General features: G+C 54.2%; 13 protein-coding genes. 4 read left to right on the top strand and 9 right to left on the bottom strand.

Going from position 1 to position 13,494, the window contains the following annotated elements:
* The 4 genes from U2W12_RS00805 to U2W12_RS00790 all read left to right on the top strand — a co-directional run.
* On the top strand, positions 1 to 203 hold a 203-nt coding region (locus U2W12_RS00805; RefSeq protein WP_326498774.1), incomplete at its 5' end, for a hypothetical protein.
* Positions 193 to 2,895 carry a DNA polymerase I gene (polA, locus tag U2W12_RS00800; RefSeq protein WP_326498773.1) on the top strand — a complete coding sequence of 901 codons (2,703 nt, stop codon included), beginning with the start codon at positions 193 to 195 and terminating at the stop codon, positions 2,893 to 2,895. The genes U2W12_RS00805 and polA, both read left to right, overlap by 11 nt.
* A 237-nt stretch (positions 2,896 to 3,132) precedes the next feature.
* On the top strand, positions 3,133 to 3,618 hold the full coding sequence (locus U2W12_RS00795) for a DUF2934 domain-containing protein (protein ID WP_326498772.1): 486 nt from the start codon (positions 3,133 to 3,135) through the stop codon (positions 3,616 to 3,618).
* Positions 3,619 to 3,723: 105 nt separating this feature from the next.
* Positions 3,724 to 5,967: a fused MFS/spermidine synthase gene (locus tag U2W12_RS00790; RefSeq protein ID WP_326498771.1), complete on the top strand. Its 2,244-nt coding sequence runs from the start codon at positions 3,724 to 3,726 to the stop codon at positions 5,965 to 5,967.
* A 296-nt stretch (positions 5,968 to 6,263) separates the two neighbouring features.
* Here the strand turns inward: U2W12_RS00790 and U2W12_RS00785 are convergent, their stop codons facing one another.
* The 9 genes from U2W12_RS00785 to cydP form a co-directional block, all read right to left on the bottom strand.
* Positions 6,264 to 7,895 (bottom strand): glycosyltransferase family 39 protein, encoded by a 1,632-nt coding sequence (locus tag U2W12_RS00785; RefSeq protein ID WP_326498770.1) that lies wholly within the window; start codon positions 7,893 to 7,895, stop codon positions 6,264 to 6,266.
* 44 nt (positions 7,896 to 7,939) lie between these two features.
* Positions 7,940 to 8,221, bottom strand: a complete 282-nt coding sequence (locus U2W12_RS00780) for a lipid-A-disaccharide synthase N-terminal domain-containing protein (protein WP_326498769.1) — start codon at positions 8,219 to 8,221, stop codon at positions 7,940 to 7,942.
* Complete coding sequence (locus U2W12_RS00775; RefSeq protein ID WP_326498768.1) at positions 8,208 to 8,939, bottom strand: glycosyltransferase family 2 protein; 732 nt, start codon at positions 8,937 to 8,939, stop codon at positions 8,208 to 8,210. The genes U2W12_RS00780 and U2W12_RS00775 overlap by 14 nt, the downstream gene beginning before the upstream one ends.
* Positions 8,940 to 9,132: 193 nt before the next feature.
* On the bottom strand, positions 9,133 to 9,525 hold the full coding sequence (gene rpsI / locus U2W12_RS00770; RefSeq protein WP_024299379.1) for a 30S ribosomal protein S9: 393 nt from the start codon (positions 9,523 to 9,525) through the stop codon (positions 9,133 to 9,135).
* An 11-nt stretch (positions 9,526 to 9,536) separates the two neighbouring features.
* The gene (gene rplM, locus U2W12_RS00765) at positions 9,537 to 9,965 is read right to left on the bottom strand and encodes a 50S ribosomal protein L13 (RefSeq protein WP_326498767.1); all 429 of its coding nucleotides are present in this window, start codon (positions 9,963 to 9,965) and stop codon (positions 9,537 to 9,539) included.
* A gap of 133 nt (positions 9,966 to 10,098) precedes the next feature.
* Positions 10,099 to 10,203: a cytochrome bd-I oxidase subunit CydX gene (gene cydX, locus U2W12_RS00760; RefSeq protein ID WP_326498766.1), complete on the bottom strand. Its 105-nt coding sequence runs from the start codon at positions 10,201 to 10,203 to the stop codon at positions 10,099 to 10,101.
* A gap of 12 nt (positions 10,204 to 10,215) precedes the next feature.
* On the bottom strand, positions 10,216 to 11,355 hold the full coding sequence (cydB, locus tag U2W12_RS00755) for a cytochrome d ubiquinol oxidase subunit II (protein WP_326498765.1): 1,140 nt from the start codon (positions 11,353 to 11,355) through the stop codon (positions 10,216 to 10,218).
* Positions 11,348 to 12,916: a cytochrome ubiquinol oxidase subunit I gene (locus U2W12_RS00750; RefSeq protein WP_326498764.1), complete on the bottom strand. Its 1,569-nt coding sequence runs from the start codon at positions 12,914 to 12,916 to the stop codon at positions 11,348 to 11,350. The genes cydB and U2W12_RS00750 overlap by 8 nt, the downstream gene beginning before the upstream one ends.
* The gene (cydP, locus tag U2W12_RS00745) at positions 12,906 to 13,223 is read right to left on the bottom strand and encodes a cytochrome oxidase putative small subunit CydP (RefSeq protein WP_326498763.1); all 318 of its coding nucleotides are present in this window, start codon (positions 13,221 to 13,223) and stop codon (positions 12,906 to 12,908) included. The genes U2W12_RS00750 and cydP overlap by 11 nt, the downstream gene beginning before the upstream one ends.
* Positions 13,224 to 13,494: the final 271 nt, after the last annotated feature.

The raw sequence follows: 13,494 nt of genomic DNA, 5'->3' as shown, positions 1-13,494 counted from the left end.
TGGAGAGGGTTGGGGTGAGGAGGATCAAAAATAAGGAAAAATACTTTATTTTGATCCCCTCATCCCAGCCTTCTCCCGAAGGGAGAAGGAGCGAAGCTTCTCTTAACTTAATGGCATTGCCTCGCTCCCGACCTTGCGCCTTTCCCTGTTTTCCTTTAGCCTTGCGCCTTTACCCATTCGCTCGCTTTATTTATGACTTCTAAACGCCTGATTCTCGTCGACGGATCATCCTTCCTGTTCCGCGCCTATCATGCGCTGCCGCCGTTGACCAGCCCGCAGGGACTGGCAACCAACGCGGTCTATGGCGTGTCGAACATGCTCAAGAAAATGCTCGGCGATTATCCGAATGACCATTTCGCGGTGATCTTCGATGCGCCCGGCAAGACTTTCCGGCATGACCTTTACGACCAATACAAGGCGCACCGGCCGCCGATGCCGGACGATTTGCGCTGCCAGATCGAACCCTTGCACCGGTTGGTGCGGGCGATGGGGCTGCCGCTGATCGTCGAATCGGGCATCGAGGCGGACGACGTGCTGGGTTGCCTGGCGAAGAAAGCCGAAAAGCTTGGCTTCGAGGTGATCATTTCAACCGGCGACAAGGACATGGCGCAACTGGTCAACGAGCATATCATCCTCGAAAACACGATGAACAACAACCGGATGGACATCCAGGGCGTGATCGACAAATTCGGCGTCAGGCCGGATCAGATCATCGATTATCTGGCGCTGATCGGCGATGCGGTCGACAACATTCCGGGCGTGCCGAAGGTCGGTCCGAAAACGGCCGCAAAATGGCTCGAACAATACGATACGCTGGACAATCTGATCGCGAACGCGGACAAGATCAGCGGCAAAATCGGCGAAAACCTGCGCGCGAGTCTCGAACAACTGCCGCTGTCGAAACAATTGACCACGATCAAGTGGGACCTCGATCTGCCTTACGACATCGACGCTCTCGACCGCAAACCGGCCGATCCGGCCGAATTGAAGGCGCTGCTGTCCGAATTCGGTTTTACCTCCTGGCTGAAAACGCTTAACAGCGAAACGGCCGCGCAGGATGTATCCGAGTCGGAAGTGCCGTCCGGCAAAGCCGACTATGAAACGGTGCTGAGCGAAGAAGATTTCGAGCGCTGGCTCGCTAGGCTCGAAAACGCGGAACTGTTCGCGTTCGACACCGAAACGACCAGTCTCGACTACAGCAAGGCGCGCATCGTCGGCGTCTCGTTCGCGGTCGAGCCCGGCCATGCGGCCTATGTGCCGCTCGCGCATGATTATCCCGGCGTGCCCGAGCAGCTCGATAAAACTCGGGTCCTAAAACGCCTGAGTCCCCTGCTCGAAAATCCCGCAAAAGCCAAACTCGGCCAGAACCTCAAATACGACCTGCATGTGCTCGCGAATGAAGGCATCGATCTGAAGGGCGTCGCGCACGACACGATGTTGGAGTCTTACGTCTATAACAGCACCGCGACCAAGCACAACATGGACGACCTGGCGAAGAAATATCTCGGCGTCGACACGATCCATTACGAGGACATCGCCGGCAAGGGTGCGAAGCAGCTCTCCTTCGAGGAAATTGCGATCGAACAGGCCTCGCCGTATGCTGCCGAGGACGCAGACATCACTTTGCGCCTGCATCAGAAGCTCCGGCCGCTGCTCATGGAGCACGACGCGCTGTACCGGCTCTATCAGGAGATCGAGGTGCCGCTGCTCAGCGTATTGGCCCGCATCGAGCACAACGGCGTCGCGATCGACACCGACATGCTCGCCCAGCAGAGTATGGAACTGGCCAATCAAATCGTCAGCCTCGAACAGCATGCGCACGATCTCGCCGGGCACAGCTTCAATCTCGGCTCGCCGAAGCAGATTCAGGAAATCTTGTACGACCGTCTGCAACTGCCGGTGCTGAAAAAAACGCCGAAAGGTCAGCCTTCGACCGACGAATCAGTGTTGCAGGAACTTGCCTCCGACTACCCCCTGCCCCGGCTGATTCTTGAACACCGCAGCCTCAGCAAGCTCAAATCCACCTATACCGACAAATTGCCCGAGCAGGTCGATCCGAATACCGGCCGCATTCATACCTCGTATCATCAGGCGGTCGCCGCCACCGGCCGGCTGTCATCATCGGACCCGAATCTGCAAAACATTCCGATACGCACAGAGGAAGGCCGCAAAATCCGTCAAGCATTCATCGCGCCGCGCGGTTACAAGATCGTCGCGGCCGACTATTCGCAGATCGAACTGCGCATCATGGCGCATCTGTCCGGCGATGCGGGCTTGTTGAAGGCGTTCGGCGAAGGCCTGGACGTGCATACCGCTACCGCGGCGGAAGTGTTCGGCGTCGCGCCGGAGCAGGTCACGCACGATCTGCGCCGTTCGGCGAAGGCGATCAATTTCGGGCTGATCTACGGCATGTCGTCGTTCGGTCTGGCGCAGCAGCTCGGCCTGACGCGCGGCCAGGCCCAGTCGTATATCGACCTTTATTTCGCGCGCTATCCCGGCGTGAAGGACTACATGGACTCGATCAGGGCCTTGGCCCGCGAGCAGGGCTATGTCGAAACGCTGTTCGGCCGGCGGCTTTATCTGCCCGACATCAATTCGCGCAACGCCGCCCAGCGCCAATATGCCGAGCGTACCGCGATCAATGCGCCGATGCAGGGTACCGCGGCGGACATCATCAAGCGCGCGATGATCGCGGCCGACCGCTGGCTGATCGAGGAACGCGAGAACGCCAAAATGATCATGCAGGTGCATGACGAGCTGGTGTTCGAAGTCGTCGAAGACCGCCTCGATCATTGCACGGCCCGGATCCGAACGATCATGAATTCCGCCGCCGATCTAAAGGTTCCGCTGCTCGTCGATGTCGGCGTCGGCGCCAATTGGGACGAGGCGCATTAATAGGATCGATGGGGGCGCAAAAAAGAAGGGTTGCCGAGACAAAATCTTCCTGTATTTTCGCCTGCATGCGCCAATGGTTTCAAAAGTTACAGCATACCAATATTGCACTAATCTTATTCCAATGATGCCAATAGTCAGTCCGACGGCATCAGCCCTTTATTTTCCGTTCGCTATGCCTCAAGAAAATCTCCATGGCGGCTCTGTTCAGTCGTCCATATCCGTGTAAGAGAGGTTGCATTGAACAAGACACCTTCCCTGATCGATCAAAACAACGAAACATCGCCCACTGCTAAACATCCCGAGCCCGCCTGCGGCGAACGCTGGACCCAGGAAAGCCAAAAGCGCCACGAATGGATTGCGGTCGCCGCGTATTTCAAAGCCGAACGACGCGGCTTTGCGTCGAACCATGAATGGGACGACTGGCTGGAAGCCGAACTCGATTACGCCCAATGGCAGGTCGAGGAATATCTGATGATCCTGGAGGAGGACGGAGGGGCCACGATGATCGGCCTGCAAAGGTTGGCACAGTCGATCGGCATCGAGCATCCGGAAAGCATTCACACAAAAACCGATCTGATTCAGGCGATCCAGTGCGCCTGCCAGTTGCTGCCTTGTTTCAGGACCGGAGCCGAGGAACAGTGCAAACTGGTTCCAGACTGCCAATGGCGCGCCGAATGCAAAAAATTGATTGCCGAATGGAAACGGCACGAAAAACATCACTGATTCGCCTTTTTTGCGCGCGTCCGGTTTTAAAATGTCTCAATACGGGCCAAATGCTTTATCATTAGCGCCTCAAAAAATAATAATAGCGAACTGCTTTCAACCACTATGAGCCTGTCTTCAGAAAACTCGAACGACCGCCGTTTATCTCTGATCTTTTTGTTTGCCGCAACCTTGTTTGCCAGCGCATCATTGATGTTCGTGCTGCAACCGATGTTCGGAAAAATCCTGCTGCCCTTGCTGGGCGGATCGCCATCGGTTTGGAATACCTGCATGGTGTTTTACCAAACGATTCTTTTTCTCGGCTATTTGTATGCGCACCTGATTTCGACGCGGCAAAACACCCATAAACAAGTGCTGATCCACGGCGCGGTGATGCTGGTCAGTTTTCTGGCGCTGCCGGTCGCGATGCCGGAAAACGCCGCGCCGCCGACCGAAAGCAATCCGACTTTCTGGCTGTTATGGACCCTGTTGATCGCGATCGGCCTACCTTTTTTCTTGGTCTCGACCACCGCCCCATTGATACAGAAATGGTTCGCGAATGTCGGCCATCATACCAGCCATGATCCCTATTATTTGTATGCGGCCAGCAATGCCGGCAGTCTGATCGCGCTGCTCAGCTATCCGTTTCTGTTGGAACCGAACATCGGGCTGGACCAGCAAAGAACCGGCTGGAGTATCGGGTATGTGCTTTTGTGCCTGTTGATTGCCGGTTGCGCTTTCATGCTGTGGAAATCGCACCAGCAAAATCCTTCCGCCGCAGAGGACACCGGCGCAGAGGATGACCTGAGCCCTCTGACCAAGCTGCATTGGCTCGCCCTGGCTTTCGTGCCTTCCAGCCTGTTGCTCGGTTTGACCAACTTCATCAGCACCGACATTGCTTCGGTGCCGCTGCTGTGGATCATTCCGTTGACGCTGTATCTGTTGACCTTTATCCTCGTGTTTTCGAAATGGCATGATTTGATCCATCCTTGGATGATCAAGCTGCAGCCGATGATCTTGCTGCCGTTCATCGCCTATTCGTTCATCAATCCGGCGATCATTCCGTACTGGGTCAATCTGGCGCTGCATCTGACCGCATTCTTCCTTGCTGTGATGGTCTGCCACGGCGAACTGGCCAAAGCCAGGCCGCATACCCGGCATTTGACTACCTATTATTTGATCATGTCATTTGCCGGCATGCTCGGCGGCATGTTCAACACCTTCGTCGCGCCGTTCGTTTTCAATGGCGTGTATGAATATCCGATCATGATCGTTGCCGCCCTGCTGTTGCGTCCGGGCCTGAAATTGTCTATCGGCGCCGATAAGATCGAATGGCTGAAGCAGGCGCTGTTCCCGGTTTTGCTGCTGGCGTCCGGCATCGCGGTGTATTTGGGCATCAGCGATCTGCCGGAATTTCTCGACACGATCGGCGTCGCCCTATTGGTTTTGGCCGGTTTACTCTATGCGTTCAGAGACCGGCCGCTGACGCTGGCCTTGTCGACCGGCATTCTGATTTTCTTCACGATGGGATTGCACGGCCTGCTGTCGAATACGCTGTACCAGGAGCGCACCTTTTTCGGTGTGCTATCGGTCCGTGAAAGCGTCTTGACCAACGAGCAGAACGAACCCGAAAAATATCACGAGTTTTACCATGGCACGACCAAGCACGGCGCGCAGCGCCTGACTGCCGAGCATGCGCTGACTCCGCTGACCTATTTCAGCCGGCCGGGGCCGATCGGACAGGTGTTCAGTATTTTCGACAATGTCGATCAAAACTGGGAGATCGGCGTCGTCGGTCTCGGCGCCGGCACCTTGAACTGTTACGCGAAGCCGACGCAAAACTGGACCTTTTACGAGCTCGACCCATTGGTCGTCGAGGTCGCGAGCAATCCGAAATATTTCACCTATATCAGCGGCTGCAATCCGAAGGTGAAGATGCGGGTCGGCGATGCGCGCCTGTCGCTCGAAAAAGAACCTGATCAAAAATTCGATCTATACATCATCGATGCATTCAGCTCCGATTCGATCCCGACGCATTTGTTGACGCAGGAAGCGATTCAGTTGTATTTCAAGAAGTTGAAGCCGAACGGCATCCTCGCCTTGCACATCACCAACCGGCATCTGGCGTTGAAAAAGGTGCTGGCCGATCACGCCAAGCAACTGCACTATGACGCGCTGCTCCAGGAGTTTGTCCCGCAGCAGGAAATCCCGCTGGTGGCGGCCACCGACTGGGTGGTGATGGCGAAAAAACCGGAGACGCTCGACCCCTTACGCGGCAGCACCCTCGGCAAATGGCAAAAACTGCCGATCACCTTCGGCTTGAAGCCTTGGACCGACGATTTCACGAATATCGTTACGATCTGGAAATAGACGCCATCGCCGCGATCGAGAAAGGCCTTCCTTAATAAGAAGTAAGGCGTAAGCAACCGAAAAAAAGCCCGTTCTTCGGCAGGAGAAGAGCGGGCTTTTTTTGCCGCCTTGATTTCATTAGTTGCGGTTTTTCTGCGTCGTTATGCTGTCGTCGATTGGTTAGGGTAAGCGCTTCGATTGCAATTACCGTATTCTGTGTGTTGGAGCCGAGCGGCGTTCTTATCAAACCCGATTTTCTTGATAAGACCGCCGCAGGATAAGCGCCGAGGAGAAACGTAATTTCAGGGATCGCCCTATCAATACTTCAATATCTCTTTCAACCCGGGATTGCTCAGGAGCGCATCGACCGGCAGCAACGCCAACCGAGACCCTCTGTAACGATGATGATAATACGGAAAGTGATCCGGCAAATCGGAGGTTTTGCTATAACGTATAAGCACATAAGCATCCGGGTGCTGAGCCTTCCATTTCTCGAGACTCCTTAAAGAAGTGAGCACCTTGATAGGTTTCGTCAAACGCCCATTGAACTGAAATTCGCCGTGATAGACGCCGGTTAGATAAGCTACCTCCCTGTTTTGGGCGAAAACCTCGGCAATCTTTGCGCCAGTCTGCCGCGTGTCGAATCGATCGCCTCTGACCGAAAAAAACGCCGAAGAGATGACAAGTAACGTAATAACCGTCGCAATGCTGACTGTAAAGACCGATTCCTGGGCGTTTTGGACTTTATGTTTCGATAAAAAGGCAACAGAGATCAATAAGAAAATGCCCCATAGCGGAGACAATATCGCCAATTCGGCGTTGCGATACGTCAATTCGTTGACCCACGGCGCCATTGCCATCACAACGCCAATCAATGCCGATAACGCGATGATCCATCGATTGGCGACACGCCAATCGGATTGTCGCTCGCTGGCGTGTTCCGCCGCCCAGGCTAGAACTAAAACAAACAACGGGAACATCGGCAGCAGATAGTGCATACGTTTACCGCTGATCAGCGAAAACGCAATGAACAACGGCGTCCCCCAAGCCGCGCAAAAACGCAGACCGGTATCCTGTAGATTCAAAGCCTTCAGACCATGCCACAACGGTTTGAGCAACAGCCACGGCAACAGCAGGACCGGCATATATTGCGCATACCACCACCACGGCAATTTGTGTGCAAACGACTCGATCAAACGACCTTGCGTTTGTCCCAAGAAAATCGCATTTCGGTAGACTTCGCCGCCTGCAATTCCGGCAGGAATCGCCCAGCATAGCGCGATCGCGGCACCCAGCAAGATACTGAAAACCAGCCCGGCATACCAATGCCGCCAGTATGAACCGGGTTTGGAATCGATGCGCCACCAAGGCGCCGATAAGGCCACCGGCAACACATGCAAAAGAATTACCGGACCTTTCGCCATCACACCGCCGCCGATGGCCGCGCCCAGCAACAGCCAGCGCGGCGGCGTCAACCCTTCATGCGCCAGTTTCAACAAGCTACAAATCGCCAGCACGGCAAAAAACGCCAGCATCATATCGAACATGGTCAGCGTACTAAAGGCGATCCAGAAACCGGAACCCACCAGCATGACCGGAGCCATGTCGGCGATGGCTTTACGTTCCGGCCACAACATCCGGGCCATGGCGGCGGACAAATAGACGGTGCCGAGCGCAAATAACGGCGAAACGAGCCGCAGCGACCAGTCATTGACCCCGAAGACCAGCCAGGTCAGTTGCATCAGCCAGAACAAAAGCGGCGGTTTATGGCTGTAAAGTTCGCCGTTAAGATGCGGCACCAGAAAATCGCCTCGCTGCCACATCTCCCAAGCCACCGCCGCGTATCGGGTTTCATCGACCGGCAACAACGGTCTGGTATAGAGGGCGAAACCGATCGAAATCAGCCAGATCACAAACACCCAGCTTTTGGCGGACAACAATGGATACATATCGACCCGCGCGTGATGAAGCGCTATGAATTTAGGGTGGAAGCTCAGGCTTTGAGCTGTCTGCGTTCGTAGACCACGAAATACAGATTACGGAAATAAATCAATAAGCCGCTTGCTTGGCCTAGGATGAAAACCGGATCCTGCCGATAGACCGCATAAGCCAGCAACGTCACGCCGCCGCCAATGCTGAAATACCAGAATGCGATCGGAAACACGCTTTTTTTCTCCTTTTCGCTCTTGATCCATTGCACCAGAAAGCGTGCGGAAAACAGGGCCTGGCCCAGGAAGCCGACCCCCAGCCAAATGGTTTCTTTATCGACGTTCAATTTCGCTTACCTCCGGTAATTTTGTGCGTTTTTGCAGCCAGATCACGCCCAGCAAATCGGTGATTCCGGCCCACAAGCGATCGAGCGTCCCGTAATTCGAAACGCCCACGCCGCGCGCCCGGTGATTGACCGGTTCCGAAATAACCGAGCCGCCGGCCCGGATAACGAGGGCCGGCAAAAACCGATGCATGTGATCGAAATAAGGCAACTCCAAAAATTTATCCCGTGCGAATACCTTCAAGCCGCAGCCGGTATCCGGCGTATGATCGCCGAGCAAAGAGGACCTAACCGTATTCGCGAATTTGGACGAGAACAAGCGCCATTGCGAATCGTAACGCTTATTTCTCCATCCAGCGATCATCCACAGATCGGCCGTAACCTGATTCTTTTCGAACAAAGCCCGATACAAGCGCGGGATGTCAGCGGGATCGTTTTGGCCGTCGCCGTCTAACGTCGCAATCCAGGGATGAACCGCCGCCTTGACTCCGGTAAGCACCGCAGTGCTTTGGCCGCAGCTTTGCCGGTGCCTGATCACACGCAACGCATTGAAGCGTTGCATCGCGGCTTTCAGTTCTGCTTCGGTTTGATCGCGGCTGCCGTCATCGACATAGATGATTTCATAAGCCTCCGCCTGAGTCATGGCTTTTTCGATTTCTTCGATCAGCGGCAAAATATTGCCAGCTTCGTTATGGACTGGAACGACGATGGAAATTTTCATTGAGTAGTCCTGAACTTCGTTGAATACTGTACAACGTTTACCCGCACGAAGTTATGACAATTCTGCATAATTCGGACAAGCATTTGAGAATGATTTAGTTTTTCAGTATCTTAGAGCAATAAAAAAGGCTGCATCCGTATGAATTGCAGCCTTTTCGTTGAACGGTCGAACCGCTCGTCACAATACAAAACGGTTAACGTTTTGAGTATTGAGGACGCTTTCTTGCTTTGTGCAAGCCGACTTTCTTACGTTCGACGACACGAGAGTCACGGGTTACATAGCCCGCCTTACGCAAGGCTTGACGCAGAGTTTCGTCATATTCCATCAACGCGCGGGTCAGTCCGTGGCGGATCGCGCCGGCTTGGCCGGATGGCCCGCCGCCTTTGACGATTACGTTCACATCGAATTGGCCTTCCATCTCGACGCATTCCAGCGGTTGACGGGAAACCATCTGATCGGTCTTGCGGCCGAAATAGTCTTCGATGGATTTTTGGTTGATGGTGATCTTGCCGGTACCTTTAGTTGCGTAAACCCGTGCAATCGCACTTTTACGACGACCTGTTCCGTAATATTGAGCTGCTGCCATGGATTACTCGCTTAAAATTCTAATACTTTGGGCTGTTGCGCTTGATGATCGTGTTCCGGACCTGCATAAACTTTCAATTTCTTGAACATCGCGCGGCCCAACGGATTGTTGGGCAACATGCCTTTGACGGCGGTGGTCAGGATGCGGTCAGGAAATGTTTTTCTCAGTTTACCCAAGCTAACGGTCTTCAGATTGCCGATATAGCCGGTGTGGTGCTGATACAATTTGTCTTTTTCTTTATTGCCGGTCACGCCGATTTTTTCGACATTGACAACAATGATGTAATCGCCGGTATCAACGTGCGGCGTATATTCCGGCTTGTGTTTGCCGCGCAGACGACGTGCAATCTCAGAAGCAAGACGGCCAAGCGTCTTCCCTTCCGCATCAACTACGTACCAATCGCGCTTAACTTCTGCAGGTTTTGCACTAAATGTTTTCATCGTTAGTTCGGTCTTGCTTTTAAAGGATCAATAGAAAAGACCGAGAATTTTACTAAATAGTCAATAATTTTTCAAGTTTATTTACGCTTTAACGGCCATAAAAGACCGAAAAAAACTGGAAAACCCAAAAATCCTACTGCTCCTGCTCAGCATCATCACCCAACTCCAGCCACATCGCGTTGATGATCGCCAACGCACACGCCAGTCCCACGCCTAAAATCCACGCAAAATACCACATCGTACGCCTCCGTTAATACATAGTATGCTCATTGCCGCGAACCTGCTCAACCGTCACTTTGCCGCGCAACACCCGATAAACCCAGATCGTATAAGCCAGCACGATGGGCATCAGCACCGCCGTGACGGCAAACAATAATTGCAGCGTATATTCACTGGCGCTAGCGTCCCAAACCGTCAAGCTGTCGCGCGGATGCGTGCTCGACGGCATCATGAACGGAAACATCGAGCCGCCGGCAGTCACGACCGCGCCGATCACGGTCAGGCCGCTAACGAGGAAAGCAACCCCATGATGGCGCCCGGAGCTCAATATGACGACCAGCCACGCACCGGTCAAAGCCAGAAGCGGGGCGATTATCAAGCCCGGATACAGCCGATAATTGTCCAACCACAAACCCGGCGCCCTGATCACCGTTTTAGCCAATGGATTCGCGGCTACGGAAGGATCGACAGCCGAAACAATCCGGTAGCCGTCCACACCCAAACCAACCCAGATCCCGGCCAGCACAAAACCGATCGCAAATACCGGACTGCTCCAGCGAATGACCCTCAGGGCGCGATCGGCCAGTTCGCCTTCGGTGCGCCAATGCAAAAACACCGCGCCGTGCAGCGTAAACAGCGCGACGCCGATTACCGCGCAAAGCAGTGTAAAAGGCTGGAACAAATCCCAAAAGCTACCCGAATAAAATGAACGAAGATCGCCATCCAGTTGAAACGGCAAACCGATGATCAGATTGCCGACCGCAAGACTCAATACGGCCGCCGGCACCAATCCTCCGACAAATAAGGACCAGTCCCAGGCGTTGCGCCAACGCGGGTCGGCGATCTTGCTGCGGTAATCGAACCCGACCGGACGCAGGAACAGCGCGAACAACAACACCAGCACGCCGGCATAAAGACCGGAGAAAAACGACGCATACACAATCGACCAGGCGCCGAAACTGATTCCGCCGAGGGTGACCAGCCAAGTCTGACTACCTTCCCACGTCGGCCCAACCGTATTCAACATGACCCGGCGCTCGTAGTCGCTCTTGCCCAAAAACGGAAGCAGGATGCCGATGCCGAAATCGAAGCCGTCAAGCACCGCGAAACCGCACACCAGAAAGACCAGAATGGTCCACCAGAGTATCCTTAATGTTTCGAAATCAAACATGACGCCCTCCCTCCTCGCGTTCAAAGTAATAGCGGCCGGCATGCAAACTGCTCGGCCCCAGCCTTACATACTTGATCATCAAAAACAGCTCGATTACCAACAGCACCGTGTAAAAAAGCCCGAAACCCGCCAGACTCAAATACAACTGATCGACGCTAAGGCTGGAACTGCTCAAATGGGTCGGCAGTATCTCGGCGATCGTCCAGGGCTGCCGGCCGTATTCGGCCACCACCCAGCCCAGTTCGGATGCGATCCATGGCAAAGGAATACTGTAAAAAGCCAAGCGCAGCAACCAGCGCTTACTGTGAGCGGCGCGCCGGGCGTTGAAATAAAACGCCGCGGCAAAGATAAACAACATCGCCACGCCGCACAACACCATGCCGCGAAAACTCCAAAAGATCGGCGCGACTCTCGGCACCGAATGGCGGGTCGCGGACTCAATCTGCTCCGGCGTCGCATCGACCACATTCGGCGCATAGCGTTTCAGCAACAATCCATAACCCAGATCGGCCTTATGTGCTTCGAACAGCACTTTCGCTGGCGCATTGGTTTTATCCCGGCGGATGATTTGCAGATTTTCATAAGCCATCATGCCGCTCTTGATCCTTTCCCTGTTGCCCTTCAGAATGTCTTTAAGCCCATGCACCGGCTCATCGACCGAGCGCGTCGCGATCATGCCCATCACCCATGGAAACTTGACCGCATAGTCGGTGCGCATCGCCTCTTCGTCCGGGAAACCGAACAGTGTAAACGACGCTGGCGGCGGCTCGGTATTCCATTCGGCCTCAATCGCGGCCAGCTTGACCTTTTGCACCTCGCCGACCGTATAGCCACTCTCGTCGCCGAGCACGATCACCGACAGCACCGAGGCCAGACCGAAACCGGACGCAATCCGGAAAGAGCGCCTCGCGAAGGCGACATCGCGGCCTTTCAGCATGTACCAGGCACTAATGCCTAGCACGAACATCGAGCCGGTCACATAGCCGGCCGCGACCGTATGCACGAACTTGACCTGGGCGATCGGATTGAAAAACAGATCGGCGAAGCTGGTCAATTCCATGCGCATCGTCTCGTAATTGAATTCGGCCCCGACCGGATGCTGCATCCAGCCGTTTGCGATCAAGATCCACAACGCCGAGAGACTGGTGCCGATCGCCAGCAGCCAGGTTACCAACAAATGCAGTTCCTTGCTCAAACGCTCCCAGCCGAAAAAGAAAAGGCCGACGAAAGTCGATTCGAGAAAGAACGCCATCATGCCTTCGATCGCCAGCGGCACGCCGAAAATATCGCCGACATAATGCGAGTAATAGGCCCAGTTGGTGCCGAATTGAAACTCCAAGGTCAGGCCGGTCGTCACGCCCATCGCGAAATTGATCCCGAACAGTTTGCCCCAAAAACGGGTCATGTCCTTATAAATCGGTTTGCCCGTCATCACATAGACCGATTCCATGATCGCCAGCAAGAACGACAGCCCCAGGGTCAGGGGCACGAATAAGAAATGATACAGCGCGGTCAATGCGAATTGCAGCCGCGACAGTTCAACCACCTCGTCAATGACCATCAGGCTTCTCCTGTAAATGTTTCACCGGCACATCAAGCAATGCGCGCGCGACGCCGCCGGCATCGACCGTAACTTTTTGCCCCGCGAAAAAGCTCCACCATAAAATGCCCAGGAGACAAAATTTTACGAACAGCGCCAGTGCGATCTCCCGGCTAAAATCAGCCTCATCGGAACGGCTTCGCGGCGCCCGACGCAGGCAAAATAAACTTTCAAGATTGGGCATATAACCTCCGATCACTTCAAAAAAGTATAAACAAAATCGAATATGAGGCATTTGCTTCAGAGATAGCCTGTCGATCCAAGACATCGGCTATCGAAAAAACACCTTCCCCTCCCGGATTGCGCCAGTCAAGAGAAGGTGAGGATGAGGATATCAAATGAGCATGGATACTGCTCGCAATATAATTAAGCAAAGGCTGTGCCATTAAACGAGCGCCCTGATGGCTAGCGGCTCCCCACCCCCCAATGCCATTAAGTTAAGAGAAGCTTCGCTCCTTCTCCCTTCGGGAGAAGGCTGGGATGAGGGGATCAAAATAAAGTATTTTTCCTTATTTTTGATCCTCCTCACCCCAACCCTC

Source organism: Methylomicrobium sp. Wu6 (assembly GCF_035916875.1).
GTDB lineage: Bacteria > Pseudomonadota > Gammaproteobacteria > Methylococcales > Methylomonadaceae > Methylomicrobium.
Note: the sequence above shows the minus strand (reverse complement) of the source record. Positions and strands in the feature narration are given on the sequence as shown.